The organism is Aquimarina besae (assembly GCF_042434905.1).
Lineage (GTDB): Bacteria > Bacteroidota > Bacteroidia > Flavobacteriales > Flavobacteriaceae > Aquimarina.
The window spans coordinates 1,169,606-1,196,394 of sequence record NZ_CP170199.1 but is presented as its reverse complement, the minus strand read 5'-3'; the positions used below and the strand labels follow the sequence as shown (position 1 = coordinate 1,196,394).

The window sequence follows — 26,789 nt, the reverse complement described above, 5'->3', positions numbered from 1 at the left end:
CGTTTTATTTTATGGTTTAATATAAATTGCATTTTATATCCATTTACAAACGTTTAATTCGGATTATTGTATCTTGCTATCAAATAATTTTTTATGCAAAAAGATTGCCCAGAATGTGGAGAGAAAATTATCGGTCGTGCCGATAAGAAATTCTGTAGTGATTATTGTAGAAATGCCTTTAACAATAAGATCAATAAGGACAGCAAAAATCTGGTAAGAAATATCAATAACCGTCTTAGAAAAAACTATAGAATTCTTGAAGAACTCAATCCAAACGAAAAAACAAAAACTACCAAATCAAAATTAATAGCCAAAGGGTTTGATTTTCAATTTTTCACCAGTATTTATACTACAAAAGCCGGTACGATCTATTACTTCGTGTATGATCAGGGATATCTTCCGCTAGAAAATGAGTATTATGCTTTGGTTAAAAGAAATAGCTAATATGTTTGATTATATTATTCTTGCTCAAATAATTTCTAATGAATATCTGATAATCATTGCCCTAATTTTGATTGCGGTTCTATTAATGTTTTTTTCTTACTATTTTAGTCGTAAAAGTAGAATACTTCGGAAACTAAACGAATTTCCTTACGGTAAAATTCAACTTTGTAAGGATAACGACTATATCAAAATAAAAGGAAAGGCTTCCGCACTTGCTTCGCCTTTAATCTCTCCTATTGGTCAAAGAAAATGTGTGTATTATAAAATAGAAGTAGAAGAAAAACGTAGTAGTGGTAAAAACCGCCATTGGAGTACCATTATTAAAGAAGAAAAATTCCAGAATTTTATCATTGAAAGTCAAGGAGAAAAAGCCCTCGTTGTGACCGAAATCCCAGAGGGCAATAAAATGACATATCTTCAAAAAGATGTAGAATATACCTCGGGAACCTGGAATGATCCACCTGAGTTTTTAGAGCACTACCTAAAATCACACGGAAAAAAAAGCGCTGGTTTTCTAGGATTCAATAAAAGTATTCGTTACAAAGAAGGTGCAATCGAGATAGGAGAAATAATTACAATACTGGGCATAGGAAACTGGAAAGAGTCTGATCATAATCTCGATCGATACTCTTCTAAAAGTTTATACATATCAGGTGATAGTGAAAACAAACTAATCATTACAGATGATCCTAAAGCACAAGAGTTAAAGAAAAAATAAAAACTATTTATCCCTCCAATTTTGACTATTCATTTTTAAAGCTGCTTTCATCACGTCTTTCTGACTAATTTGCCCAACTAATTTACCATCCTCCAAAATTGGAAAACGCCTTCTTTTAGTTTCTAAAAATTTATTGGCTGCATCAAAAATACTGATATTTCCATCTATCGTTTCCACATTTTTAACCATAAATCTCTCTACATTGGCATCATCTATTGGCATGTTATAATAGCGACTTTCATTTAATTGTTTGATGCAATCTCCTTCAGAGATGATTCCTAATAATTCGTTCTGCTCGTTAACTACCGGACCTCCAGAAATTTTGTTCTTTACTAATGTCTCCATGACCTCCATAACCGACTGTTTTGGAGAAAAAGTGATCAAATTTCTAGTCATATAATCCGATACTTTGATTGGTGTGTTATCCTGCTTTTTAACTTTGCTTCTAGCGCCCTGAAAACTTATAATTCCCATAATAATAGTGATTTAGTGAATCTTAAATATAGTCATTTTAGGTTACTTATTCAATATCATTTTAACATTTATCTTAATAAAACCATATTTTATTACCTTTATCTCAGCCAATAAAACAGATGAATTTTAGTTATTCTTAAAAATAAATAATACTTCATAGGCCCATCTTAATAGATATCGAACAAATGAAGCGTATTGAAATCAAATTGATAAAAGTTGGATTGCCAGCATTTCTTTTTTGTATTTCTACAATGCTTCCAGAATTTATCATTTTTAATCTTCATTCAAACTAACTCAAATCAATCATAACTGATGAAAAAAATTCTTTCAGTACTTACTCTTTTGTTAATTATCCTTTCGGTATGGTATACATTTTATAGCAGTATGCCACAACAGATTTCGGGGTTGGACACCCCTGAAAAAGAATTTTCCACCTTAAGAGCGCTAGAACACGTAAAAAAAATATCTAAAAAACCTCATTACCTCGGAAGCTCAGCTCATAGCGAGGTTAAAAATTATTTGATAGAAGAATTGAAAAAATTGGGCTTATCACCAGAAATTCAGGAAGGTTTTTCTATTGGTGATAAAGGAACTATGAGCAAGCCGCAAAACATTGTTGCTAAAATTGAGGGATCCCAAAAAACGAAAGCATTATTACTAATGTCGCATTATGATAGTAGCCAGCATTCTTCATATGGAGCAAGTGATGCAGGCAGTGGTGTTGCCACAATATTAGAAAGTATCAGAGCATATTTATCCCAAAACATAACTCCAAACAATGATATAATCATCTGTATTACAGATGGTGAAGAACTGGGCTTAAACGGAGCTGATTTATTTGTATCAGAACATCCTTGGGCTAAAGACGTGGGGCTTATCCTCAATTTTGAGGCCAGAGGAAGTGGAGGGAACTCTTACATGTTGATGGAAACCAATGGTAAGAATGGAAGTATGATTGAAGAATTCATAAAAGCAGATCCGCAGTTTCCTGTAACTAACTCCCTGGCATATAGTATTTATAAGTTATTACCTAACGATACTGATTTAACAGTCTTCAGAAAACATGGTGATATTGAAGGGTATAACTTTGCTTTTATAGATGACCATTTTGATTATCATACCGCTAATGACACCTGGCAGAATCTTGATTTAAACACTTTGCAACATCAAGGCAGCTACCTTATGCCATTATTAATCTATTTTTCTAATGCTGATATCAGTAATTTAAAATCGGACCAAGACTTTTTATATTTTAATGTTCCTCTTTTTAAAATCATCAAATATCCTTTTTCCTGGATCTATCCTTTATTAGGCTTAGCAATTATTCTTTTTATCTGTTTAGTCTTATATGGAAAATACAAGTCTCGTATCAAATTTGGTGAAGTAGGAAGTGGTTTTTTAGCGTTTATTATTTCAATGGGTCTAGGTGGAGTGTTAGGGTTTGGTTTATGGAAATTGGTTTTGATCATTTATCCTGAATATAACGACATACTACACGGTTTTCCATATAATGGTTATTATTATATTGCTGCGTCTGTTCTATTGGGCATTGCGGCGTTTTTTAAAGTTTATAGCATTTTTGACAATGTAGAACAACTACCAGGTATACTGGTAGCGCCTATATTTTTCTGGATAGTAATTTGTGGAGCAGCTGCTTTCTATCTGGAAGGTGCCAGCTATTTTATTATCCCCGTCCTACTTTGTCTCTTATGCCAATTTGTTCTGATCAACCAGAAACGACCTTTTCCACTGTTAATGCTTCTTTTATGCCTACCTGCTATTTTTATGATTGTACCATTTATTGCAAGTTTTCCTGTGGCCCTAGGTTTAAGAATTGCTTTTGCTTCCTCTATACTCACTGTTTTACTCTGCACTTTGTTATTACCTGTCATTGGTTTTTATACTAAAAAAAGTATGTTAGGAACGGCTGCTTTTATATTGGCCTTAACCTGTTTAGGATTGTCTCATTTTAAATCTGATTTTGCCACAGAAAGGCAAAAACCTAATAGTTTAGTATATATCATACACGAAGATCAAAATAAAGCATATTGGGCATCATATGATCACACGCTAGATTCCTGGACCAAAAATTATATTGACCGACTTAAAAATCTGGCAAAGGATTGGAATCAAAATACTATTGAAAGTAAGTATAGTAATTCTTTTAATTACGTAAATAATGCCCCCCTAAAGAAAATTCCATCTTCTAAAATAGAAGTATCTTTAGACACTATTATTAGAAATGAAAGGCTATTGGACATACGGATTAGTCCACAACGAAATATCAATAGAATGGATTTATTTGTTCGCAAATCTTTTAAGTTTGAGAGTTTACTCGCTAATGGGGCTACTGCAAAAGACATCACCGGAAAAGATCGTTTTGTACGTGGTTCATTTACAGAACGTAGCGATAACCGATTGTTAACATATCATCTAAGAGATAATGAGCCCTTAGAATTGAAAATGCAATTTCATAAAGATTCTATTCCAGAAATTGTTTTATATGAATCCTCATATGATTTGTTAGAAAATGATCAATTCTCAGTTCCAGAAAGATCTGAAACGATGATTCCAAAACCTTTTGTGCTTAATGACGCTATCATCATTAAGAAGACCTTAAAATTACGATATATAGAAAAATCAATAGATTCGACAGCATTACTTACGGCTCAACCTTTAAATACATTGAATGAGCAAACAGATTAGTATTCTAGGCACAGGATGGTTAGGGTTACCATTGTCAAAAGCTTTACTCAAAGAAGAATATTGCGTTAAGGGCTCTACAACCTCAGAAAGCAAATTAGATCATCTATTTAATGAAGGAATTTCTCCATATATCATCAAAGTATCAGAAGAAGGCCCGGTAGGTGCTATAGACTCTTTTTTGGAAGAAAGTGAAATTCTCATTATCAACATTCCTCCTGGATTAAGAAAAAATCCAGAAAGCAACTTTGTGGGCAAAATAGAGAATCTGATTCCATTCATAGAGCGATCCGCGATTCAGAAGGTGCTTTTTGTGAGTTCTACTTCTGTTTTCGAAGATCTTGAAGACTTTCCGATTATTACTTCTGAAAACGTTCCTAACGCTTCTTCAAATGCCGGAAAACAATTGATAGAAATCGAACAGCTTCTACTCAGTAACCAGAAATTCGAAACTACGATTCTCCGATTTGCAGGTCTCTTTGATACCCGAAGACATCCTGCAACAATGCTTTCGAAAAGAAAAAGCATCAAAAATCCGCTTGCACCAGTAAATCTAATTCATAGAGAAGATTGTATCGGTGTTATCAAAAAAATAGTAAAAACTGATAGTTGGAACATAACTTTTAACGCATCCTATCCAGATCATCCCAAAAAATCAACTTACTACACCAGAATCTGTAACCAAATGAATCTACCGAAACCCGATTATGACTTTGAAACCCGATCAAAAGGAAAGGTTATTGATTCGGATAAGGTGGAAACAAAATTAGGATACACTTTTAAGAGAAATCTGTATTTATTGAGAACGTAGTCCTAAATTTAGTCGCTTAATCAAGGAATCGATCAATTGTTTTTCTCGATATGGATTAGGAAGTGTAAATCGTTTACCAAATTTCATTCGATGTAATCTTTCCAGATAAAAGGAAAAACTACCAGGATTCAGATCACCACTTTTATACGCTTTGTATAAATAATCAAAATATTTATTCTTTGTTTCTATAGTCCCAGAATGATGGATTACGATATAAGGAGCTCTAGTTGCACGTTCCCCTTGTTTAGCGATAGAAGGATAAACGTATTTTTCCAGATATAATTCGATTTTTTTAAGATTGCTTGCGTCGTCTTTCATTGCCTTAAGCAAGGCCTCTTTTCTTTCATTGCTTTCAAATCCAAATTTTATTTCTACTTCAGTAACATCTTTACGCGTCTGTTGATCTTTTTCATAAATCTCTTCTAGGAAAAGTCTTTTTTGTTCATCCGTTTTTAATGAGGCTATTTCTTGAATAAGTTCTTCCTTTATTTTATCTTTTTGATTACAGCTGGTTATGGTTAATGTAATAATCAAACCTAATAAGATTTTATTCATATTTTCTAAAAATAAAAAACTTCAAACCAAGAATAATTTGAAGTTTTTTCGTTTAACAAAAATGTAGTTTTATAACGTATCGTAATACGCGACTAACCTTACCAAATCCACTTCTTTTTTAAAATCTAATCCTTCCTTAATGATATATTTTTTCAATTCAGGTTGTTTATCCGGAAATGCTTTCGCAATCTTTCTTTTATTCATTTTGACATGTACTAACTTTCCATCGATTTCCATATAGTACTTTTCTGTATCCAAGAATTTTGCCGGCTCGTTTTTATGGTACGAAGTTTGTGCCCTTTTTGGAAGTTTAAATGTCTTTGTAAGCTCTTTGTATACATTAATATCAGCATTACATCTTAGTTTTATTAAATATCCTTTCTTAGGTTCACCATAAGCATCAGTATATTCTTTATAATGATACTCTTTATTACCTATACGTACAAAAACTTGATCTGATTTTATTACAGCACTGATATCTTCACTCTTTGGATGTTCTTTAATTTCTATTTGATCATTATATACATTATATCTGAAGGACATTCCTACGATTTTTTTATCAAAACTTAAATCTATCAATTCACCTTTTTTGAATTCTTTTTGCTCATATGGTGACCCTATTGCTGCAGAAAGATCTACTCCTTCAAATTCTGATGAACGAGTGTAGTCTGGTTTAAATAACTCTTCAATTGGTGTTAATATGCTTCTGTTTATACGACTTTGTGCCTCAACATTACAGTTTAATAATACGACAACAATAAATAAAATAGTACCTCTCATTTTACTCGGTTTTGATATTTATAAATAAAAATAGATAATAAAAAGCTCTTGTAATAACCTTTTAACTTAGTTCAATTAAAACACAAACTTTCCGTTCTCTATATATTAATGTCATTCTTGCACAAAATGTTACCAAAAAGTATTCCTTTTCTACAAAAAAACTCCAAATCTTGTGATTTGGAGCTTTTTAATAATACTTTTTATTATAATTATACTTGTTACCCGGCCGCCAAAAAAGAAAGCTAGGTATCAAAAAAGACTTTATCCTTTTAGGCTTGCTTTAAGATATTCACGATTCATACGCGCAATATTTTCTAAAGAAATCCCTTTTGGACACTCTATTTCGCAAGCTCCGGTATTAGTACAATTACCAAAACCTTCTTCGTCCATTTGATTTACCATGGCCAATACTCGCTCTGTTGCTTCTACTTGTCCTTGAGGAAGTAATGAAAACTGTGATACTTTTGCTGAAGTAAACAGCATTGCTGACGCATTTTTACAGGCAGCCACGCACGCTCCACAACCTATACAAGTTGCAGCGTCCATTGCTTGATCTGCATCCTCTTTACGAATCGGAATTGCATTTGCATCAATGGTATTACCAGAAGTATTTACAGAGATAAAACCTCCTGCCTGTTGAATACGATCAAAAGCACTGCGATCTATCATCAAATCCTTTATAACAGGAAATGCTTTTGCTCTAAATGGTTCGATGTAAATCGTATCACCGTCATTAAATTTCCGCATATGCAATTGACAAGTAGTAATTAAACGATCAGGACCGTGAGGTTCTCCGTTAATTTGTAAGGAACAAGATCCGCAGATTCCTTCTCTGCAATCATGATCAAACACTACCGGTTCTTCTCCTTTAGCAATTAATCCTTCGTTTAACATATCTAACATTTCTAAAAAAGACATGTCTCCTTCAATTCCGGATATTGGATAATCTACTATCTTTCCTTTAGATTGAGCATCTTTTTGACGCCATATTTTTAATGTAAGATTCATATTATTTTAGTTTTTGGTTGTCAGTTGTTTGTTGTTAGTTTCAAAACATATACTATCTATAAACTAACAACTAGCAACCATCAACTATTTATAACTACGTGTTTTTAATTCAATATTTTCGTATACCAATTCTTCTTTATGAAGGACTGCGTCCTTTGGCTCCCCCTTATATTCCCAGGCAGAAACAAATTTGAAATTTTCATCGTCTCTTAATGCTTCTCCTTCTTCAGTTTGGTATTCTTCTCTAAAATGCCCGCCACAAGATTCATTTCTCGTTAAGGCATCTTTAGCAAATAACTCTCCTAATTCTAAGAAATCTGCAACTCTTCCGGCTTTTTCTAATTCAGGATTCATACTATTAGGATCTCCAGGAATTTTTACATTCTTCCAGAAATCTTCTCTCAAAGCAGCAATTTCTTCAATAGCTTCTTTCAGTTCTTTCTCATTACGAGACATCCCGCACTTATTCCACATGATTTTACCAAGTTTTTTATGGTAATAATCTACAGAATTGGTTCCCGATGCGCTCATTAGCTTCTCGATACGATCTTTTACATCCTTTTCTGCTTGATCAAACTCTGGTGTATCCGTTGGAATTTCTCCTGTACGAATATCTTTTGACAAATAATCTCCGATGGTGTATGGTAAAACGAAATATCCATCGGCCAAACCTTGCATCAAGGCAGAAGCTCCTAATCTATTTGCTCCGTGATCAGAGAAATTAGCCTCTCCGGCAGCGTAGCACCCTGGCACGGTCGTTTGCAGGTTATAATCAACCCAAAGACCTCCCATAGTATAATGAACAGCCGGATAAATCATCATAGGTGTTTTATACGGGTTTTCGTCCACTATTTTCTCATACATTTGGAATAAGTTACCATATTTGGCTTCTATTACTTCCTCTCCTAATTTAGTAATCTGTTCTTTTGTTGGATTATGAATACCTGATGTTAATGCTTTTTCTTTTCCGTAACGCTCAATCGCAGCTGCAAAATCTAAATACACAGCTTCTCCGGTTTTATTGACACCGAAACCAGCATCACAACGTTCTTTGGCTGCTCTGGAAGCCACATCTCTAGGCACAAGATTTCCAAATGCCGGATATCTACGTTCCAGATAATAATCTCTATCTTCTTCTGCTAATTGTGTCGGCCTGAGTTTACCAGCACGAATAGCTTCCGCATCTTCCTTTTTCTTCGGTACCCATATACGTCCATCGTTTCGCAGAGATTCTGACATCAGTGTTAATTTAGACTGATTTTCACCAGAAACAGGAATACAAGTTGGATGAATTTGTGTAAAACAAGGGTTTGCAAAGAAAGCTCCTCTTCTGTGGGCTCTCCAGGCTGCCATTACATTACTCCCCATGGCATTTGTACTTAGGAAAAATACGTTTCCATATCCACCAGTTGCCAACACTACAGCGTGAGCCGAGTGCCTTTCTATTTCTCCTGTAACCAAATTACGAGCTATGATTCCGCGAGCTTTCCCGTCGATCTTTACCAGATCCAACATTTCGTGACGGTTGTAAGCTTTTATTTTACCACGATTTATCTGACGGTTCATCGCAGAGTAAGCTCCTAATAATAATTGCTGACCTGTTTGTCCTTTGGCATAAAAAGTACGTGATACTAAAACTCCTCCAAATGAACGATTATCTAACAATCCGCCATACTCACGTGCAAAAGGAACTCCTTGAGCCACACATTGATCAATGATATTACCAGAAACCTCGGCTAAACGATATACGTTTGCTTCGCGAGATCTATAATCACCTCCTTTTACGGTATCATAAAAAAGACGGTAATCAGAATCTCCATCTCCCTGATAGTTTTTAGAAGCATTGATTCCCCCTTGCGCCGCAATAGAATGCGCTCGACGCGGAGAATCCTGATAACAAAATGTTTTTACATTATATCCAAGTTCAGCCAGTGTAGCGGCTGCACTTCCACCTGCTAATCCAGTACCAACAACAATCACATCGATGTTACGCTTGTTGGCCGGGTTTACAAGATCAATAGTATTTTTATGTTTTGTCCACTTATCTGCCAGTGGACCTTTAGGTATTTTAGAATCTAAAATTGACATATATAGTGGTTTTTAATGATTAAAATGATGAACAACTGCAATTACTACAAAACCTAGTGGAATAGCTACTGCAAATATTTTTGCAAACTTGGTAGCCCCAGCAGCATATTTGTTATTAAAACCTACGGATTGAAATGAAGAAGCAAAACCGTGCCATAAGTGAAGTGCTAAAAATACAAACGAAAGCACATACAAGCCTGTACGGATTGGACTTTCAAACTTATGTACTAATTCTTCATAGTATCGCGTAGGCATTTCAGGATTTACTTCTACATACTTGTATACAATTTCAGGAACCCAAAAATCGTAGAAATGCAATCCTAAAAAAGCCAAGACTACTAATCCTGAATAAATCATATTTCTGGATACCCAAGAAGCATTTGCGCCTCCATTATACTTTGCATACTTTACAGCTCGTGCTTTATTATTTTGAAGCTCCAATACAAATCCCATTACAAAGTGAAAAATCACCGCAAAAAGAAGGATAGGTTGTAATGCAAACTGTACTACCGGATTCGTCCCCATAAAATGAGAAATCTCATTAAATATTTCCGGACTAAAAACCGACGTAAAATTAATACTGAAATGCTGAAGTAAGAAGAATACTAAGAAGAGTCCCGAAAGTGCCATCGCTACTTTTCTAGCTATTGAAGATTTTATCAATCCACCCATTTTTAAAATGTTTAAAATTTCGATAGCAAAAGTAAGGCTCGCAGGTCTTTTTAACAACATTTCTAGTCGCTTTATATCGTATTTATAATGAATTTAAAATATAACATCCTTTTTGTTTAAGTTTTAGTTCGAAATCGTTTGCGTAATGCATTCAAGATTCAACAAAAAAATACGGATCAGTTTAAAAATATCTTACTTTTACTATATGCAAAATATCAAATCTAAACTAGCTGATGTATCAACCACCATCTTTACAATAATGAGCAAGATGGCAAACGAATACGACGCCATCAATCTTTCTCAAGGTTTTCCAAATTTTGAAACCGATAAGAAACTAATTGATTTGGTTACTCTTGCCATGAGAAAAGGATATAATCAATATGCACCCATGCCAGGATTATTGTCCTTGCGAGAGATAATTGCTCAAAAAGCTAATGATCTATACGGCAGCAATTACGATCCTGAAACCGATGTAACCGTTACTTCTGGAGCCACACAAGCGATTTTTACCATAATTTCGGCATTTATACAACCTGGAGATGAGGTGATCATTTTTAAACCAGCTTATGATTCGTACGAACCTTCTATAGAACTATTTAACGGAACGATCGTTCCGATTCAACTGTCAGCACCTAATTTTACGGTGGATTGGAAAGAAGTTGCTGGTAAAATTACCAACAAAACCAAAATGATGATTATCAACACTCCACACAACCCGACAGGAACTATTTTATCCAAAGAAGATATGCTTCAATTGGATATCCTTTTAAAAAATACCAATATCATTTTGTTAAGTGATGAGGTATATGAGCATATCATTTTTGATGGTAAGGAACATCAGAGCGTTGCAAAATATCCCGGTTTGGCAAAAAGATCTTTTATCACCGCTTCTTTTGGAAAAACGTTTCATACAACAGGCTGGAAAATGGGATACTGTATCGCTCCAAAAGATCTGATGACAGAATTCAGAAAAGTACACCAGTTTAATGTATTTTGCAGCAACCACCCTATACAATCTGCATTAGCAGAATATTTAAAAATCCCTGAACACTACGAATCCCTACCTCATTTTTACCAAGGAAAAAGGGATTTGTTCCTTTCCCTAATTAAGGGGTCTAGATTTTCCTTCACTCCTGCAACAGGAACTTATTTCCAGCTATTGGATTATTCTAAGATAACAGATGAGGAAGATGTTGCTTTCGCCGAAAAGCTAACAAAAGAACATAAGATCGCGTCGATACCAGTTTCAGTGTTTAATCTAAATCAACTGGATGATAAAGTATTACGATTTTGTTTCGCTAAAACTGATGACACTTTAAAACGTGCTGCTGAAATTTTGTGTAGGATTTAAGTCTATCGTTAACTCCTAAAAGTTTTTAGTTCCTTCGTTTTTGTAACGATCTGATTCACAATTTTTCGGTATATATTTTAAACCCTTGCTGTAAAAAAAAGAGGCAAAAAAAGCCTCTTTTGACTAGAAGATAAGCAGTTTATTCGAAGCAAGCCCATCTACCTCCAAATCCTTCAGTACAGAAACCGTCGCAATTTGATTGACATTCTGCCAGAGAGTTCCAGATACCACCTTGAATTGACTTTTGTTCGGACTTACTTAATAGTTTTCCAAAATCAGAAATGTTTTCTAACATAATAATATTATTTTGAGTTAATAAATAAGACAGAAATATACGTAAAATTATTAACTAAAAGAGGAATATTCCCTTTTCAATATTGTTTTTCAATTCTAATTTTCTATCTGTTTTTTGTACATTTAGATTAGAATTTCTATAACAGATTACTTCGACTAATTAACATTTAAGAAAATCAAGTAGCTTTCTCTAATATATAAGTAAAAGAATATGAAATCAATTTCAATGATCCATCTTAACCCTATTTGAAATCATCTTCTGAGCTTTTGTTTTTTAAAAACTATCTATTTCCCTTCAAGGCAACATAATTGACCAGCACAACTGCTACGGTATCATCTTTTAGAATTTGATTTGTTGTTAACAGATCTAAATTTATGATCGGAACTAAAACCCAAATATATTTCTTCCGATCGGGAAAATATTCATTCACAATATGATAATCCTTATAACTGGTAGAAATTCCCACTTCCGGTTGATCGTTTAGTACATCTTCTATGATCTCAATATTTCTTTTTAGTTCGGTGGTCTCTTTCTTTGTTAAACCGCCTGGCAGGTAATAACTTGTTTTGAAACCTATGTCTGAAAAAACGGGTAATACTTCAGGATAACGGGTTTCAATCAATATCTTTTCTAATGGATAATTTCGTTTCTCGAAAATACCAACCAATTTATTCAGTATTGCTTTTGCTGTTTTTTCATTTAAGTTTTTAATATCCAACCATAAATACGGATACTGTTCGTTTTCCAACGTATTCATGTAATTCTCAAATTTAAGACCTATAGAAGGTGACAAAGAATGATTGACATCCAGAAAATCTTCACTTTCATTATAAATCAAGTCTAATTCTACCCCATCATAGAACTGTAATGCCGAATGAAGCTTATCAATACTATTCGCCCTATGCGCCCATATTTTATTGTAGTATCCCAGAAATTCTAATTTATAAGGACTTAACCGATATAAAAATAAAAGAACTACGATGCCAATAACCATAGTAACTCTAAATTTGACCTGTTTGGTAAAAGTAATCATACGCGCAAATTACAGTTTAAATCAGGAACCCACACAACCTGGCGTAGAGTTTCTAAAAATCGAATTTCAATTGAATAATTTCTACTTCTTCTTTTTCCTTCTTCTTTGGATCTTTTTTACCAGTATTTAAGTTAGACAAGGAAATCCCTAATAACCGAACAGAGTTTTTCATTTCGGACTGATATAGTAACTCTTTTGAAGTTTCTAACAATATTGCCGAATCATTTACGTAATACGGTAACGTTTTACTTCTGGTCTGAAGGGTAAAATCGCTGTATTTGATTTTTAATGTAACGGTTCTTCCGGCTACTTTGCTTTTTTTAAGGCGTTTTTGCAATTCTTCAGCAATATTTTCAAGCCTTTCCAACATATAAATCTCTGAAGAGATATTCTCGCTAAAGGTTCTCTCAGCCGCCAGTGATTTTCGTTCTCGATTAGGTTTTACTTCACTCAGATGTATCCCTCTTACTATTTGATAGTAATGCCCGCCGGATTTACCGAAATGTTGTATAAGAAACTCTTTAGACTTCGCTTTTAAATCCTTACCGGTGTATATCCCCATCTGATACATTTTGGCCTGCGTTACTTTACCTACTCCATAAAATTTTTTGACATCTAAATCTTCTAAGAAACCTACAACTTCTTCTGGATTTACAGTCTTTTGACCATTTGGTTTGTTATAATCACTAGCCACTTTGGCAACGAATTTGTTTATCGATATGCCAGCAGAAGCCGTTAATCCAACCTCATCAAAAATCCGTTGTCTGATTTCTTGCGCGATCAATGAAGCACTAGGATTCCCTTTTTTGTTCTGTGTCACATCCAGATATGCTTCATCCAGAGATAATGGCTCGACTAAATCGGTAAACTCATAAAATATTTTCCGAATTCGTTTAGAAATTTCCTGATATCGATCAAACCTGGGTCGAACAAAAAGCAAGTCAGGACATAATTTTCTTGCTGTAAATCCCGGCATTGCCGATCGCACTCCAAATTTTCGTGCTTCATAACTTGCAGCACTTACTACTCCTCGTTTACCACCTCCACCTACCGCCAATGGTTTCCCTCTAAGCTCTGGGTTGTCCATTTGCTCTACAGAAGCGTAAAACGCATCCATATCGACGTGTATGATTTTTCTGTGACTTTCCATCCAATCTATCCAACAAAAATAAGAGATAAAATATATATAAAAGGCTTCACCTTGTCTTGTACCTGCGTACCAATTATATACTTCTAAAGAGTAAATAAGTGAATACTAATCTCTTCTTAAAAAATGATATTACTATATTTGTATAGATTTTATAAGATAAAAATAATATCTTGCTTTATTGATCCCAATCAATTTTGAACTAAATTATATGTAAAAAATGAAAAATTACGCCCTACTTCTACTCTTTGCTCTGATCTGTTGTAAATCAGAAAGCAAGTCTTCTAACGACACTGAAAAAAGAAATCAAATAAACGCTACCGAAAATATTGAGAATCTTAGTGCCGAAAATAGTGCTGCAATAATGATGCAAAAGACATATACAGCTGTACTGAAAGATGCTAACAATAATTTTACTCAAAATTTGACTGTTTCGTGGCTATCAGACGACACCATACAATACGTTTTGACATTTGAGAATCAGTCTTGCAAAAAAACTACTATTGGCGGAAGAGCAACAATATTGAATCCCGGTAAAGAGCCATTTATGATCTCTTACAAAGGAGCTTCTGTTGAAGTAAATAAATATCAAGATCAAAAAGAAGGTCTTAAACTTCAATTACAGATTGATACTACAAATCAAGACAAAGCTGTTGTTGATGTGTGGTCTACTGAAGATGGTGATAACGAGAACTGCAAACCTAGCAGTGTTGTGATGGTCGAACAGAAATAAGATCTTTCTGTTTTAGTCTTCGATAAAATAAAATACACTACGCTCCTTCTTGTTACCTTTGCAATATGGCCAAAACAGCGATTATCTTAGGGGCAACAGGATTGACCGGAGGAATTCTTTTACAAACATTACTGGAAGACGAACGATATGACAAAATAAAGTTATTCTCCAGAAAAACGGTTGGAGTGTCTCATCACAAAATCGAAGAGTATATTATCAACGTATTACAGCTAAACACTATAGCACCTGATTTTACCGGCGATGACTTATTTTGTTGTATTGGAACCACCAATGCAAAAACCCCCGACAAAGGTTTATATCGTAGTATTGATTACGGAATTCCGGTGACAGCTGCTCAGCTCTGTAAGCAAAATAGAATTCAAACTTTTATTGTAATCTCTGCATTAGGAGCAAATCCAAAAAGTACCGTCTTTTATAACCGCACCAAAGGTGAAATGGAAGAAGCAATACTTTCTTTGAATATCAAAAAAATCCACATATTACAACCTTCTTTAATTGGGGGTAAAAGAAATGAAAAAAGAGCGGGAGAATATTTCTTTAAGCAATTAATGAAATTGATAAACCCTCTTTTATTTGGGCCTTTTAAAAAATACGGAACGATTCATCCTAAAACCATTGTTTCTGCTATGATCTGGCTGGCTAACCATCCATATAAGACAAAAAGAATCGTTTCTGACGAAATAAAGGAGATTGCAAATTCCTAAAAACAAGTTCAATTTCTTCTTAACTTGTTAATACTACTTTATTTCATCATCTGATGAGTACACATACAGTATTTGTACTCCTTAAGCCCCATTTTACATAGGATTATTGAAAGCTGAGACTATATTTGTTTCCATTAAAAAATCTCAAAATCAGTTAAACTTATGAAACATTTAAAAACTTTATTAGTCGCCACAGCTTTGGTAACAAATCTGTTTAGTGGCATCGCACAATCCAAAACAAAATCGTACTCGTTTAATAAAGGTGAAGTATTGGATATCATATTTCTTACTACCAAACCAGACGTGAAACAAAAAATACAACATTATTTCAAAACAGCATTTCCTGTAGCAGAGAGGTTAGGTTACCACAGCTTGAAGGGTTTTACTATTAAAGAAAGTCCGACCCTTGGAAATTACCATCCACAAGCCATGATTTTTGGATACTGGAACGATCTCAACGGACGACAGAAATTCTTGGAAACTATTGAACAAACCATGCCCGATTTTCATCAGGAGCGCAGAAATATTTGGTCCACATTTGACCTTACTTATTACGAAATGAAAGAAAACACTTCTTTCGAAATTAATACTGAGAAACATAACGTAGTGACTTCTTATTGGCAAAAGGATCCAAAAGCTTTTCAGGAATACATCAAGGAATTGGAACAAAAAGTTCGAAAAGCGGGCGGTCTCATTAAAGTTGTTTTGACTAACGGAAGGTCTCCTAAAGGCTATTACCACAATCCGGATTATCTGACCATAATTGAATGGAGGGACCCATCAACTTTTGAAAAGTTTTATGCAGAGAATTTAACCCAACATCATCCTTCGGTATTGCAAGTAAATCAATTTAAAATAAATTAGTTCGTCCTTATTTACAGGTATATTTATATTTGAGATCACAAAAAATAAGTCAGGTAGCTTTTGATCAAAACTACCTGCTTTCTATCATATTATGCAATCATTTTTGAATCAACTTGTATATTTTGCTTATTTCCAGAGTCTGTTTTTGCTCATCATTTATGCATTTTCTCCTAATAAAAGAAAAAACATCAATAGTTACATAGTCGTTTTGGTTTGCGTGTTAGCCATTGGACTTACAGGAAGAGTATTCTACATTTCAGGAGTATTTGGCAATAATTATCGATGGGTCATTTTTTCAGAATTTGCCACCTTGCTTTTTGGAGCCACCATTTATCTCTTTACACGATCCAGTTTAAGAAAGAATCCTTTTTCCTATAAAGAATTGTGGCATTATGCTCCTGCACTGGTCTATAATATTTTTGTTGCCGTCGTTTTTATACTACCCTCTGATGAAATCTTACAAAAAAGAGAACTAAGCGGAGAGAGTTTTAGGTATGTTCTGCTATTTATAGCAACCGGTTTACTGTTTAATATCACATATCTTATACTAAGTTTTCGGATATTTCTACAATTCAAAAAAGAGGTTCAAAATGAGCTGAGCTATCATATAAAGTCTCAATTTTTTATGAACTTTCTGGTTGCCATAGCCCTATGTATGTTATGTTGGTGTGCTATGTTTATAAATTGGATGCTGGATTATGAGCTTTTCGATAGAATCAGTTGGCAGGTCATCTGGATTAGCATCGCCTTAATCATCTTATTTATTGCTTTTTACGGAATGAAAGAACCAGATTTATTTAAAATCTCATCTTTGATGCCTTCTAAAAAATACGCACAGTCAAAATTATCATATCAAGAATTAGAAGGGCTCAAATCCAAATTAGAGCAACTGATGGAAGAAAAGAAGCCGTATTTAAATAGGAAACTTTTAAAATCAGAACTCGCTGAGATGTTGGGAGTCAGTAATCCCGAAATCGCCCGTTTACTGAATGAACGAATCGGGATGAACTTTTTTGAGTATATCAATTATTACCGCATCAAAGAGTTTATCCAGCTAGCCAAAACAGGAAAAGCAAAGAATATGACCTTTTTCGGACTTGCACAAGAAGCAGGTTTCAATTCTAAAACTACATTTAATAAATCCTTTAAAGATTTAATGGGAACAACCCCTAAGGAGTATTTTTCCAATCTTTAACAATGAAATTAATAACTCATGTTCAAAATCATATTTATAAATATCATCACTATTGCTAGTATTCAGGCTCAATTAGCAATACCGGCATTAAGCCCCATTTCAAAAACAGTTCAAACCGTAGGATTTACCGAAATCGAAATTACCTATTCAAGACCCAGTAAGAGAAACCGGGTTGTTTTTGGCGAAAATGGTATTATTCCATATAATGAGCCCTGGAGAACCGGTGCCAACGCAGCAACAAAAATTAGCTTTTCTGATGATGTAAAAATCAATGAAACTCTTGTAAGAAAGGGGGAATATTCAATTATTACCAAACCAGGGAAAGAGCAATGGGAAATAAAATTTTATGAGTATACATCTAAAAACTGGAATTCATATGTTACCAATACCCCGATAGCAAGTTTTACTTCCAAGAATATTAAACAAATAGATGTACTGGAAACGTTTTTAATTTATATAGATCAAATCTCTTTAGATAGTGCAGAATTAGTATTTGCTTGGGAAAATAGCAAAGTAAGTTTACCTATCAAATTCCAAGTACATGAAAAAGCAATGAAAAGTATCCACAATACCCTATCGGGGCCTACCCATTTTGACTATTTTCAGGCCGCGCTCTATTTGCACGAGACCCAAACAGACCTTGACACAGCACTAGAGTATATTCAAAAAGTTACAAAAAAAGATAACCCGCTTTTTTTTCAGGTTTATAGAGAAGCATTAATTCTTGCAGATTTACATAGACCTGAAGAAGCTGTTGTAGCAGCCAAAAGATCTTTAGAACTATCCAAAAAAGCCGAGAACAAAGATTTTATTAGATTAAATCAAAGATTTATTGAAAAATGGTCTAAATAAGTAATACTTTTCATTATCGAAGAACTTTGATATCTATGAAATATTCAATATTATTTCTATTTCTTGTTATTAGCTGCAAAGAGACTGATAAAAAGGAAAAAATCATAAAAGATAAACCTGAAACACAGGTAGTCGAAAAAAAAGAAAAAGGTAAAGCATCTCACACATCTTTTGATGCTGTTTTTGTTGCTAAATTGGAAGGTACCGATGATGATTTTTTGCAGGAATTATCAATGAATTGGATTTTAGACACTAAAGTAGCGTATAAACTTAAATATGACAACCAATTATGTTCTGGCGAATGTAGTGGAGAAGCTATATTAAAAGATTCTAATATACGTACTGAAATTTTGGAATATCCTGAAGGGTCTTATGAATTTTCGTTTATTCAATTTGAAGATTTAAAAGAGGATTTTAAAATCGTCATTAGGATAGAAGCTTCAAAAGAAAACGAAGCGACAGTAACCTTTGAGTCTGAAAATGTTATTGGAGACTGTAGTCCTTATGAAGCAATTATGTTACGTATCAAATAAGCAGTGAAGCAAAACTCTAATTATGATTGAAATAGAACGCAAATTCCTGGTTACCTCAGAGAGCTACCAGCAAGAGGCTACCAAAAGTACTCTTATCGTACAGGGATTTCTCAATACAGATCCCGCAAGAACTGTTAGAGTTCGTATTAAAGGAAAACAAGCTTTTATCACCGTAAAAGGTATTGGAAATGCATCCGGCACAACACGGTTTGAGTGGGAAAAAGAAATACCTGTGCACGAAGCTGAAGCCTTGATTAAAATTTGTGAGAAAGGAGTCATCGAAAAAGTTCGATATGAGATCCTATCAGGAAAACACACCATAGAAGTTGATGAATTTCTTGGAAAAAACAAAGGATTGACCATCGCCGAAATTGAACTTTCTGATGAGCATGAAGACTTCCTAAAACCGGATTGGCTAGGAAAAGAAGTAACAGGTGACTCAAGATATTATAATGCTCAACTAAGTAAAGATCCGTTTAAAAGTTGGGATACATAAAATTTGTGTTCATTTTTTATTTTCTCAAAAGTTTCTTTTTTTATAAAGCCTATTCATTAAAGGTCATTTGCAATCCTTTTACCGGATGAAAAATCATCAAGAAAACAAGTGGCAAAAAAAGAAATCCTCAATAAACAACCTACGAAAATAGCAGTACTTCAATTAACATGTTTTTAAAGTTTTGCTGTGTTAAGTGAGATGAATTTTCCCGTCAAATACATCTTATTAACCTTAAATATTAATTTCATGTTACACAAATTAAAAACGCACCGACTTTTGGGGCTTATGTTGTTTTGCCCTCTATTCACAGTTATTGCACAATTTCCGGTCAACGGATTTTATGCTGAAAAACAGACGCTAACCATCGCCCCAAGTTATTCATACAAAAGCTTTGATCAGTTCTACAGAGGTACTGAATTATCAGAAGGAAACCCGGCAGGATTAGGAGATATTTCATCCTACATATTTTCCTTGTACGCTTCATACACTATCAATGACTGGTTATCTGCTGTCGTTACCTTACCTTACATTACTACCCAAAGCCAGGACGGAGTGCTGGATCCTGTACAACAAACAGATCGGGTAGACGGAATTCAGGATCTAGGTATTTTTGCAAAAGCAAAAATTCTAGAAAAATCGTTTAAAAATAATGCCAAAGTTACCTTAGGTGGCGCAGCAGGCATTACGTTTCCAGCCAGTGATTATGATGGAGCCGGAGTACTTTCTCTGGGTAATGAAGCGACTACTATTAACGGAGCCGCCATTGTAAATTATGTGAGCCCGTATCAAATCTTTGCAGAAGCTCAAGTGGGATATAGCAATCGTGATAGTAAGGACTTTGATATCCCTAATGCGATGTTATATGGATTCAAACTGGGGTATTTCAATCAGTTCTTTTATATCCACGCTAATTTAGAGATACAAGATTCTATGTCTGGTTTGGATATCGGAACACCAGAATTTGCGGATGCCGGAGGACCTAATATTCTTCCGGAAACCGAAGTAGATTTTACCAACCTATCTTTCAATCTCTACATTCCTGTATATCAAAATAAACTGGGTGTGTTTACAGGGTATACAAGTACTCTGGACGGTCGTAATTTTAGTAAAGAATCCGCACTAAGTTTTGGATTGGTTTACTCCTCGCTTTAATTTTTAATAAAAATGAGGAGGCTTTAAAAATACCTGTATACGTGAAATTAAACGAAGTTGAAATGTGATCGTATTTGCTTATCAATTTTTAAACCTCCTCATTTTATCTTATCACTCTTTGACCTCAATTTTTCTCTTTAATTCATTCCCTTTCTCGTCTAAAACAGTAATAAGGTGTTCGCCCGGGTCTGGTTTCACAGGCATTTCATGAAATTGTTTGGTAACTCCGATGAATAGGTTGTCTAAATACCAAAATACTCTCGTTTCTGGTTGTGTATGCGCAATTTTCAAAACCACTTCATTTGTTTTACCATCAAAACCTTTAGGTAAATACACGCTACTATTGCCCTTGGGAAAAATAAAGTCCATATTGGCTACAGATTCTTTTATGCAATCAGCTCGATATGCTGGCAAAGACCGATAATCTGCATTTTTAGTTTTATAATAATATGCCTGCAAAGGAGGTAACACAAACCAAGGCTCGTGAATCATAGCTTCTACCGGTTCACAAGAAGAATTGACCCGATATCTTCGGCTATTATCCAGATGGATCAATTGATGATAAGGACACGGTTTCGTTTTTAGCCCTAGAATTGGGATAAATGTTTCATTCTTCGCACATAATTCTCCTCCCAAAAAACCACTTTCTGTACAAATATTTGCCACCACCAAGTCATCATATGGAGTCGGAAACCATTTAGAATTGGGCAATAAATTAAACACATCAAACAAAACAGGAGCAGCAGAATTTAATCCGGTAAGCTCCGGTCTTCCTTCTCCGTCTGCATTACCAATCCAAACACCTACTACATAATCCTTACTGGCTCCTATCGCCCAGGCGTCCCGGTTCCCAAAACTGGTTCCGGTTTTCCACGCAATTTCTCTCGAAGAATCATAAAATTCCCAAGCCTCATCTCCCTGCGGACGGTTTACCTTTTTCATGGCCTCAAAAGTTAACCAGATACTACCGGCTCCAAAAACAGGTTTTTGTTTTACCTTTTTACCAAAATCTACTTTCTCATCAGTTGTAAGTATCGGTTCAACAAATTCAGTTGTGAAATATTCACTAGATGATTCTTCATAATGATTTAAGGTTCCTGCAAGTCCTGCATATGTTTTGCATAAATCCCATAAATTCCCTTCGGCGCCACCCACAATGAGTGATAACCCATAATGATCAGCACTATAGCGAAGGTTTTTTATGCTAAAAGCGTTCAACTCATCCCGAAAACGCTGTAATCCATATTGCTGCAGCAATCTTACAGCGGGAATATTTAAAGATCTTGCTAATGCTCTGTTCACAGGCACCGCTCCACTAAAGGTTTCATCATAATTTTTAGGCGTATATCCGGCAATAACGGTAGGTACATCAGACACCAACTGAGTTGGTAATAGCTCTCCTTTATCCATCATAGCCGCATACAATAAAGGTTTTAAGGTGCTTCCTGTACTTCTTCCGGCCTGGATGATATCTACATCTTTTTGGTGTGCTTTATCTGTTGGTGTATTTCCCACATAACTTAATACTTCCCTCGTATTCACATCCAACACCAGCACAGCCATATTATGCACTTCGTTTTGACGTAAATATTCGTAGTGTTGTTGTACCTGTCGATTAATCTGCTGCTGTAATATTCTATGGATAGTGGTTTGTATGCGTTTTCCTTCGTTTTTCTTTGCTAAATGATTTAATAAATGTGGTGCCGTCTGCGGAAGGCTATAAGGTTTTTGGGGCAAAGGTTCACTAACAGATAGTCTGTAAGTTAAAGAATCTATGGTTTGTTGCTCCAATAATGTTTTCAGTAATCGATTCCTTTTTTCTAATAACTTTATTTGGTTCTTCCCGGGATAAATAAGTGAAGGTGCGTTGGGCAAAACAGCCAGCGTTGCGCTTTCTGACCAAGAAAGCTGCTCTGCAGGTAGTCCAAAATATCGCCAGGCAGCCATATCAATACCTACAACGTTTCCTCCAAAAGGAGCGTGTGAGGCATATAATTTCAGGATATCTTCTTTGGACGCTCCTATTTCTAAGCGTGTGGCTAAAATTAGTTCAATCAGTTTTTCGAAATAGGTTCGTTCTTGACCTTTTCGTGCTAATCGAATGACCTGTTGTGTAATGGTGCTACCACCCCTTATCACCTTGCCTGCTTTTATATTTTGGATGACGGCCTCTGTCATAGCAACTGGATTAAAACCAAAATGCCTATAAAACTGCTGATCTTCGAATGCCAAAATACAGGATTTAAATTTCTTCGGAACACTGTCTGTTTCAGGAAACCTCCATTGACCATCTTTTGCAATTTTTGCACCCAATAACTCACCGGATTTGGTTTCTAGCACGGTAGCTGTAGGATCATCAAATAATGGTTTTGGTAACGAAAAATAATACCATATCATCAATACTGTAATGATGATGAACCTTTTGGGGTGTTCTATTACATAGCTTTTAAACCTACTAAACACGATCGCGTATAATTTGTATAGATATAGACAATGGTACTAAATTTTATGTATATGTCGAGCAATATTACTCAAAACTCTGATTCGATTTCAAAATTCGTTTATTTTTGGCTTATTCACAGACATCATCTAAAAAGTAAAATAGAGAAATATTCCCCTTTTTTATTCGAGATGCGATCTATACACACAGCTTTTCCCATTTAATTTAGGTAATAACCGCCATAATTTTAGTAAATTATGTCACTCTTAAGAACAATTTGGCTGTAAACGTGTACTCAAATCTATCTCGAAATACTGTGGCTTAAAATATAAAAATGGAACATTAGATTATTTGAATTCAAATCTCCATTTTTGATTAAAAATTGTTTTGCATTGAAAAATATTACTCCCTACATACTTGGCTTTCTATTTTTTGCTATCACCTATTCTCAAGAAAAACCTTCTTTTCAGAGAATTGATAGTTTAGATGTTTTATTGCGTAAGTCAGAAACTTCACGTAGGGATAATGATATGTATCAAGCGCTAGAATATGCGTTTAACGCCGTGAACTATGCTCATGAATTGCAAAACAATCATTATTTATCCCACGGATATTTATTAATGGGAACGGTTCAATACGAGCTTATTGATTATGAAAATGCTACAAAAAATCTCTTGAAGTCTTTAGAATATACAGAGAAGACAAAAGATAAAATACTCCTACCCTACGTTTTACATAGCTTGGCTAATATATATTACGACGGTAATAACGATCTGGAAAGCGCTCTTAAATATTATAAAAGAGCCGTTATATTAGGTAAAAATAATCCTCATATCCAGCAATATCAAATACCGCTACACAATATGATCTGGACATTGATGGATATGAAAAGATTTGAGGAAGCGGCTATATATATGAGAGAAGCAGACAGTATTGATAGCACTATACCAGATAGTATACAAATCGATCGAAGCTCTTTGTATTTATTAAGAGCCAGAAATTATGCACACCAAAGAAACATAGAAAAAGCAGAAGAAAACTTCGACAAATCATTTGAATACCTCAAAGATGAGACCTATTGGCCAAAAGGAAAAAGTTACTTTTATCAATACAGATCACAGATGTATGAGGATATTGGTGACTATCCCAAAGCTATTGCCGATCTAAAAGCGCTCAATAAAAATGACCGGAAGGTTTTTGACAATGCGCGATCCAAGAGTGATGAAACTACAAAAATCAGATTTAAGGTAGATCAATATGAAAAAGAATTACAAGTTGCTAAAAGAGAAAAGGCGCTACTAATGGATATTGACAAGAACAACAAAACCATTATATTTATATCTTCTGCTGCGTTATTATTATTGGCCGGAATGGTATTCTTTTATTACAGAGGATATCGATCAAAGAAAAAAATAAGCCAAATTCTTGAGGTAAAAAATGCAGAGCTCTATGAGGCAAAATCGCAGGCAGAACAATTAAGTAAGATTAAATCACAATTTATCTCTACGATCAGTCATGAATTACGAACCCCTTTGTATGGTGTCGTTGGTATCTCTTCTATCCTGCTAGAAAACGAATCCAAAACAGAAAAGGATAAAAAACTATTGAATTCTCTAAAATTTTCTGCAGATTACTTACTAGACCTAGTGAATAAAGTTCTGAAAGTGAGTAAAATTGACTCAGAGAAAAAAGAACTTGTTAATACTCCTACAGACCTATTTTCTCTAGCACAAAACATTTTACAGTCGTTTGAGTATCAAGCGCAAAAAAAGAACAATAAACTGGTTTTGGAGCATACGCATAGCATTCCTAAACTGGTTAACATCGATGCACTACGCATCTCTGAGGTGTTAATCAATCTTATCGGAAATGCTATAAAATTTACTGATCAAGGGACTGTATGGCTCCGCATTAGACCGCTATCAAATACTGATAAAATGATTAAAATTCGTTTTGAAGTAGAAGATACCGGTGTTGGAGTCCCCGAGGACCAAAAAGAATACATATTTGAAGAATTCTCTCAAGTAGGCAGTGTCTATGACAATAAACAAGGCACTGGACTAGGTTTATCTATCGTAAAGAATCTGGTTCAGGTAATGGGCAGCCAGATTGGTTTTGAAAGTAAAAAAGACGTGGGTTCTATCTTTTATTTTGATCTAAATGTAGAAATTGCCGAAAGTCTAAATGATAAGCAAAAGCAATTAGAAAATCCTGAGAAAGAAGACACCTTATCCGCCAAAATTTTGGTAGCCGAAGATAATAAAGTCAATCAATTGGTAACCAAAAACCTATTAAAAACGATTGGTTGCAAATGTAGCATGGTAGAAAATGGTTTGGAAGCGGTCAATATCTTAAAAAAAGAAGCTTTTGATTTGGTGCTAATGGATATTAATATGCCGATAATGGATGGCATGCAAGCCACATTAGAAATTAGAAAATTTGATACTGCAACACCAATTATTGCCTTGACGGCCTCTGAGCTTAGTGAAGTTGCCGATGAATGTAAAAATGCTGGTATGAACGATTTGATAAACAAACCGCTCAATAAAAAAGACCTTAGATACGCTATACAAAGAAACCTCTCGGTCAATAATTCTGAAACGAATGGGTGACTTTCTATTTTATCATTAATCCTTCTGACACGTTCTTACTTCTTGGTTAATTTGTTTTGATTTGTGCCATTTTTTACGATTCGATTTGTGCCACATTTCGGTAAGCTCAGCAGCCTTACTCGAAGCCCGAAGTCATAAGTCGTCAAAATGAGTATATAAGGTATGAACTGATATCGAGATGGGGATGGTTTTACTTAATGCTGCATCATTTGATATACATAAATTGCCGCCGTAACCAATATAGCAGCCACTAAGACAGCTATTTTACCTCTGATCGTGTTATTCTTATAGGACTCTCTATTTTCTTTTTTAGACCAATATAGGATCAAAAATAAGACAGACCCCACGGCACAACCTATAGCAATATTTAATTTGGTTTGTTGGTCAAATAAAGAAGTTCTATTTACAAAAAGCACGCAAATCAAAAAAAGTACAAAGGGTAGGAGCTGGATATTTTTTTTAATTATTTCCATATACTAATATATTGGTTGAATAGAAGTGTTTTTTTATAATCAGGTAAGTTACTTGTTTTGCAGATAATTTTAGAGGTAAATTAAGATATTAAATTAAAAAAGGAACTACCTACATCTTAAATGTAAAGTAGTTCCTATATTTATAGTAGTTTTACCAATTGATTATCAAAATCTCTGTATTGTTCAGGTTGCCAGTGATCAATGAATAATTCCATTAATTTTTCCCAGTTTTCACGTACACAATAGGACTCATAAATTTCTCCTTCGTACGGAAAAGTTAAAACACAATTATTTGTCCCTATTTTTGCATCACCTCCTAGAGAAAATCTTATGCCATAAGATAAAGGGTCGGTTTGCGCACCATTCCAGAAACCAGTTAAAAAAGTAAATTCGGGAGGATAATCACCATCTTCACATTTCTTACAGAGGCTTTTTTTTATGTAATCATAGTCTAAAACAACTCTATTTTTCATTCCTTCTTTTCGATTATTTGCACGCTCATACCAAACTCCTAATCGATTATCAAATCTTTTAAGTCTTTTAAGAAATATTATTAAGTCCTCTGTGGATTCTTTAATAGTTTGTAAACGATTAGTCCATATAACAGATATACTAGGAATAAAATTTTCTTTCAT

At 34.5% G+C, this 26,789-nt stretch carries 26 protein-coding genes; 14 read left to right on the top strand and 12 right to left on the bottom strand.

The features are described 5' to 3' along the window. Positions 1 to 93: 93 nt before the first annotated feature. Together ACE94K_RS05275 and ACE94K_RS05270 are read left to right on the top strand one after the other, a co-directional pair. The gene (locus ACE94K_RS05275; protein ID WP_378180966.1) at positions 94 to 444 is read left to right on the top strand and encodes a hypothetical protein; all 351 of its coding nucleotides are present in this window, start codon (positions 94 to 96) and stop codon (positions 442 to 444) included. Continuing rightward, the gene (locus tag ACE94K_RS05270; RefSeq protein WP_378180963.1) at positions 419 to 1,162 is read left to right on the top strand and encodes a hypothetical protein; all 744 of its coding nucleotides are present in this window, start codon (positions 419 to 421) and stop codon (positions 1,160 to 1,162) included. Before ACE94K_RS05275 ends, ACE94K_RS05270 begins: the two co-directional genes overlap by 26 nt. Before the next feature lie 3 nt (positions 1,163 to 1,165). Here the strand turns inward: ACE94K_RS05270 and ACE94K_RS05265 are convergent, their stop codons facing one another. Beyond that, on the bottom strand, positions 1,166 to 1,636 hold the full coding sequence (locus tag ACE94K_RS05265; protein ID WP_378180960.1) for a CBS domain-containing protein: 471 nt from the start codon (positions 1,634 to 1,636) through the stop codon (positions 1,166 to 1,168). A gap of 312 nt (positions 1,637 to 1,948) precedes the next feature. On the opposite strand from ACE94K_RS05265, the gene ACE94K_RS05260 reads away from it, so the two are divergent. Next, positions 1,949 to 4,342, top strand: coding sequence for a M28 family peptidase (locus tag ACE94K_RS05260; protein WP_378180957.1), 2,394 nt, complete (start codon positions 1,949 to 1,951; stop codon positions 4,340 to 4,342). Next, positions 4,326 to 5,150 (top strand): hypothetical protein, encoded by an 825-nt coding sequence (locus ACE94K_RS05255; protein WP_378180954.1) that lies wholly within the window; start codon positions 4,326 to 4,328, stop codon positions 5,148 to 5,150. The genes ACE94K_RS05260 and ACE94K_RS05255 overlap by 17 nt, the downstream gene beginning before the upstream one ends. Here the strand turns inward: ACE94K_RS05255 and ACE94K_RS05250 are convergent. From ACE94K_RS05250 to ACE94K_RS05230, 5 genes are all read right to left on the bottom strand, one after another. Further along, positions 5,136 to 5,705: a hypothetical protein gene (locus ACE94K_RS05250; RefSeq protein WP_378180951.1), complete on the bottom strand. Its 570-nt coding sequence runs from the start codon at positions 5,703 to 5,705 to the stop codon at positions 5,136 to 5,138. The two genes, ACE94K_RS05255 and ACE94K_RS05250, sit on opposite strands and share 15 nt — an antisense overlap. Positions 5,706 to 5,774: 69 nt before the next feature. Beyond that, positions 5,775 to 6,485 carry a hypothetical protein gene (locus tag ACE94K_RS05245; RefSeq protein ID WP_378180948.1) on the bottom strand — a complete coding sequence of 237 codons (711 nt, stop codon included), beginning with the start codon at positions 6,483 to 6,485 and terminating at the stop codon, positions 5,775 to 5,777. A 261-nt stretch (positions 6,486 to 6,746) separates the two neighbouring features. Then, the gene (locus ACE94K_RS05240) at positions 6,747 to 7,493 is read right to left on the bottom strand and encodes a succinate dehydrogenase/fumarate reductase iron-sulfur subunit (RefSeq protein WP_378180945.1); all 747 of its coding nucleotides are present in this window, start codon (positions 7,491 to 7,493) and stop codon (positions 6,747 to 6,749) included. A gap of 84 nt (positions 7,494 to 7,577) precedes the next feature. Beyond that, positions 7,578 to 9,581 carry a fumarate reductase/succinate dehydrogenase flavoprotein subunit gene (locus tag ACE94K_RS05235; RefSeq protein WP_378180942.1) on the bottom strand — a complete coding sequence of 668 codons (2,004 nt, stop codon included), beginning with the start codon at positions 9,579 to 9,581 and terminating at the stop codon, positions 7,578 to 7,580. A gap of 12 nt (positions 9,582 to 9,593) precedes the next feature. Further along, complete coding sequence (locus ACE94K_RS05230) at positions 9,594 to 10,253, bottom strand: succinate dehydrogenase cytochrome b subunit (RefSeq protein ID WP_378184228.1); 660 nt, start codon at positions 10,251 to 10,253, stop codon at positions 9,594 to 9,596. Positions 10,254 to 10,458: 205 nt separating this feature from the next. Here ACE94K_RS05230 and ACE94K_RS05225 point away from each other — a divergent pair, with 205 nt between their 5' ends. Next, on the top strand, positions 10,459 to 11,604 hold the full coding sequence (locus ACE94K_RS05225) for a methionine aminotransferase (RefSeq protein ID WP_378180939.1): 1,146 nt from the start codon (positions 10,459 to 10,461) through the stop codon (positions 11,602 to 11,604). Positions 11,605 to 11,743: 139 nt separating this feature from the next. On the opposite strand, the gene ACE94K_RS05220 is transcribed toward ACE94K_RS05225, so the two are convergent. The 3 genes from ACE94K_RS05220 to dinB all read right to left on the bottom strand — a co-directional run bounded on the left by ACE94K_RS05220 (position 11,744) and on the right by dinB (position 14,082). Then, positions 11,744 to 11,899, bottom strand: a complete 156-nt coding sequence (locus ACE94K_RS05220; RefSeq protein WP_378180936.1) for a hypothetical protein — start codon at positions 11,897 to 11,899, stop codon at positions 11,744 to 11,746. Positions 11,900 to 12,179: 280 nt separating this feature from the next. Further along, positions 12,180 to 12,932 carry a hypothetical protein gene (locus ACE94K_RS05215; protein ID WP_378180934.1) on the bottom strand — a complete coding sequence of 251 codons (753 nt, stop codon included), beginning with the start codon at positions 12,930 to 12,932 and terminating at the stop codon, positions 12,180 to 12,182. Positions 12,933 to 12,984: 52 nt separating this feature from the next. Further along, positions 12,985 to 14,082: a DNA polymerase IV gene (gene dinB, locus ACE94K_RS05210; protein ID WP_378180931.1), complete on the bottom strand. Its 1,098-nt coding sequence runs from the start codon at positions 14,080 to 14,082 to the stop codon at positions 12,985 to 12,987. Positions 14,083 to 14,299: 217 nt separating this feature from the next. Between dinB and ACE94K_RS05205 the strand changes: the two genes are divergently transcribed. The 8 genes from ACE94K_RS05205 (at position 14,300) to ACE94K_RS05170 (ending at position 20,629) form a co-directional block, all read left to right on the top strand. Beyond that, positions 14,300 to 14,812 (top strand): hypothetical protein, encoded by a 513-nt coding sequence (locus ACE94K_RS05205; RefSeq protein WP_378180928.1) that lies wholly within the window; start codon positions 14,300 to 14,302, stop codon positions 14,810 to 14,812. Positions 14,813 to 14,877: 65 nt separating this feature from the next. Beyond that, positions 14,878 to 15,537 (top strand): NAD(P)H-binding protein, encoded by a 660-nt coding sequence (locus ACE94K_RS05200; protein WP_378180925.1) that lies wholly within the window; start codon positions 14,878 to 14,880, stop codon positions 15,535 to 15,537. Positions 15,538 to 15,699: 162 nt separating this feature from the next. Continuing rightward, positions 15,700 to 16,401 (top strand): hypothetical protein, encoded by a 702-nt coding sequence (locus ACE94K_RS05195; protein WP_378180922.1) that lies wholly within the window; start codon positions 15,700 to 15,702, stop codon positions 16,399 to 16,401. 103 nt (positions 16,402 to 16,504) lie between these two features. Then, positions 16,505 to 17,596, top strand: a complete 1,092-nt coding sequence (locus tag ACE94K_RS05190) for a helix-turn-helix domain-containing protein (RefSeq protein ID WP_378180920.1) — start codon at positions 16,505 to 16,507, stop codon at positions 17,594 to 17,596. Between the two features lie 18 nt (positions 17,597 to 17,614). Continuing rightward, positions 17,615 to 18,448, top strand: a complete 834-nt coding sequence (locus tag ACE94K_RS05185) for a DUF2911 domain-containing protein (RefSeq protein ID WP_378180917.1) — start codon at positions 17,615 to 17,617, stop codon at positions 18,446 to 18,448. Between the two features lie 35 nt (positions 18,449 to 18,483). Beyond that, positions 18,484 to 18,981, top strand: a complete 498-nt coding sequence (locus ACE94K_RS05180; RefSeq protein WP_378180914.1) for a hypothetical protein — start codon at positions 18,484 to 18,486, stop codon at positions 18,979 to 18,981. Positions 18,982 to 19,003: 22 nt separating this feature from the next. Further along, positions 19,004 to 19,477 (top strand): CYTH domain-containing protein, encoded by a 474-nt coding sequence (locus ACE94K_RS05175; protein WP_378180911.1) that lies wholly within the window; start codon positions 19,004 to 19,006, stop codon positions 19,475 to 19,477. Positions 19,478 to 19,723: 246 nt separating this feature from the next. Beyond that, the gene (locus tag ACE94K_RS05170; RefSeq protein ID WP_378180908.1) at positions 19,724 to 20,629 is read left to right on the top strand and encodes a hypothetical protein; all 906 of its coding nucleotides are present in this window, start codon (positions 19,724 to 19,726) and stop codon (positions 20,627 to 20,629) included. Between the two features lie 111 nt (positions 20,630 to 20,740). Here the strand turns inward: ACE94K_RS05170 and pbpC are convergent, their stop codons facing one another. After that, positions 20,741 to 23,092, bottom strand: a complete 2,352-nt coding sequence (gene pbpC, locus ACE94K_RS05165; protein ID WP_378180905.1) for a penicillin-binding protein 1C — start codon at positions 23,090 to 23,092, stop codon at positions 20,741 to 20,743. Between the two features lie 369 nt (positions 23,093 to 23,461). Between pbpC and ACE94K_RS05160 the strand changes: the two genes are divergently transcribed. Further along, the gene (locus ACE94K_RS05160) at positions 23,462 to 25,681 is read left to right on the top strand and encodes a response regulator (protein ID WP_378180902.1); all 2,220 of its coding nucleotides are present in this window, start codon (positions 23,462 to 23,464) and stop codon (positions 25,679 to 25,681) included. 194 nt (positions 25,682 to 25,875) lie between these two features. Here ACE94K_RS05160 and ACE94K_RS05155 read toward each other — a convergent pair whose 3' ends face one another. Together ACE94K_RS05155 and ACE94K_RS05150 are read right to left on the bottom strand one after the other, a co-directional pair. Next, positions 25,876 to 26,154, bottom strand: a complete 279-nt coding sequence (locus ACE94K_RS05155; protein WP_378180899.1) for a hypothetical protein — start codon at positions 26,152 to 26,154, stop codon at positions 25,876 to 25,878. Positions 26,155 to 26,294: 140 nt separating this feature from the next. Further along, a complete protein-coding gene (locus ACE94K_RS05150; RefSeq protein ID WP_378180896.1) occupies positions 26,295 to 26,789 on the bottom strand; it encodes a hypothetical protein in 495 nt (164 codons plus the stop codon).

Bases quoted from the DNA above. Each gene is read 5' to 3' on its own strand.
- ACE94K_RS05215 (WP_378180934.1), bottom strand. From the start codon at position 12,932: ATGATTACTTTTACCAAACAGGTCAAATTTAGAGTTACTATGGTTATT.
- ACE94K_RS05260 (WP_378180957.1), top strand. From the start codon at position 1,949: ATGAAAAAAATTCTTTCAGTACTTACTCTTTTGTTAATTATCCTTTCG.
- ACE94K_RS05255 (WP_378180954.1), top strand. From the start codon at position 4,326: ATGAGCAAACAGATTAGTATTCTAGGCACAGGATGGTTAGGGTTACCA.
- ACE94K_RS05170 (WP_378180908.1), top strand. From the start codon at position 19,724: ATGTTACACAAATTAAAAACGCACCGACTTTTGGGGCTTATGTTGTTT.
- ACE94K_RS05225 (WP_378180939.1), top strand. From the start codon at position 10,459: ATGCAAAATATCAAATCTAAACTAGCTGATGTATCAACCACCATCTTT.
- ACE94K_RS05150 (WP_378180896.1), bottom strand. From the start codon at position 26,789: ATGAAAGAAAATTTTATTCCTAGTATATCTGTTATATGGACTAATCGT.
- ACE94K_RS05220 (WP_378180936.1), bottom strand. From the start codon at position 11,899: ATGTTAGAAAACATTTCTGATTTTGGAAAACTATTAAGTAAGTCCGAA.
- ACE94K_RS05235 (WP_378180942.1), bottom strand. From the start codon at position 9,581: ATGTCAATTTTAGATTCTAAAATACCTAAAGGTCCACTGGCAGATAAG.
- ACE94K_RS05250 (WP_378180951.1), bottom strand. From the start codon at position 5,705: ATGAATAAAATCTTATTAGGTTTGATTATTACATTAACCATAACCAGC.
- ACE94K_RS05205 (WP_378180928.1), top strand. From the start codon at position 14,300: ATGAAAAATTACGCCCTACTTCTACTCTTTGCTCTGATCTGTTGTAAA.
- ACE94K_RS05185 (WP_378180917.1), top strand. From the start codon at position 17,615: ATGTTCAAAATCATATTTATAAATATCATCACTATTGCTAGTATTCAG.
- ACE94K_RS05155 (WP_378180899.1), bottom strand. From the start codon at position 26,154: ATGGAAATAATTAAAAAAAATATCCAGCTCCTACCCTTTGTACTTTTT.
- ACE94K_RS05175 (WP_378180911.1), top strand. From the start codon at position 19,004: ATGATTGAAATAGAACGCAAATTCCTGGTTACCTCAGAGAGCTACCAG.
- ACE94K_RS05275 (WP_378180966.1), top strand. From the start codon at position 94: ATGCAAAAAGATTGCCCAGAATGTGGAGAGAAAATTATCGGTCGTGCC.
- ACE94K_RS05265 (WP_378180960.1), bottom strand. From the start codon at position 1,636: ATGGGAATTATAAGTTTTCAGGGCGCTAGAAGCAAAGTTAAAAAGCAG.
- ACE94K_RS05230 (WP_378184228.1), bottom strand. From the start codon at position 10,253: ATGGGTGGATTGATAAAATCTTCAATAGCTAGAAAAGTAGCGATGGCA.
- ACE94K_RS05245 (WP_378180948.1), bottom strand. From the start codon at position 6,485: ATGAGAGGTACTATTTTATTTATTGTTGTCGTATTATTAAACTGTAAT.
- ACE94K_RS05240 (WP_378180945.1), bottom strand. From the start codon at position 7,493: ATGAATCTTACATTAAAAATATGGCGTCAAAAAGATGCTCAATCTAAA.
- dinB (WP_378180931.1), bottom strand. From the start codon at position 14,082: ATGGAAAGTCACAGAAAAATCATACACGTCGATATGGATGCGTTTTAC.
- ACE94K_RS05180 (WP_378180914.1), top strand. From the start codon at position 18,484: ATGAAATATTCAATATTATTTCTATTTCTTGTTATTAGCTGCAAAGAG.
- ACE94K_RS05195 (WP_378180922.1), top strand. From the start codon at position 15,700: ATGAAACATTTAAAAACTTTATTAGTCGCCACAGCTTTGGTAACAAAT.
- ACE94K_RS05200 (WP_378180925.1), top strand. From the start codon at position 14,878: ATGGCCAAAACAGCGATTATCTTAGGGGCAACAGGATTGACCGGAGGA.
- ACE94K_RS05270 (WP_378180963.1), top strand. From the start codon at position 419: ATGCTTTGGTTAAAAGAAATAGCTAATATGTTTGATTATATTATTCTT.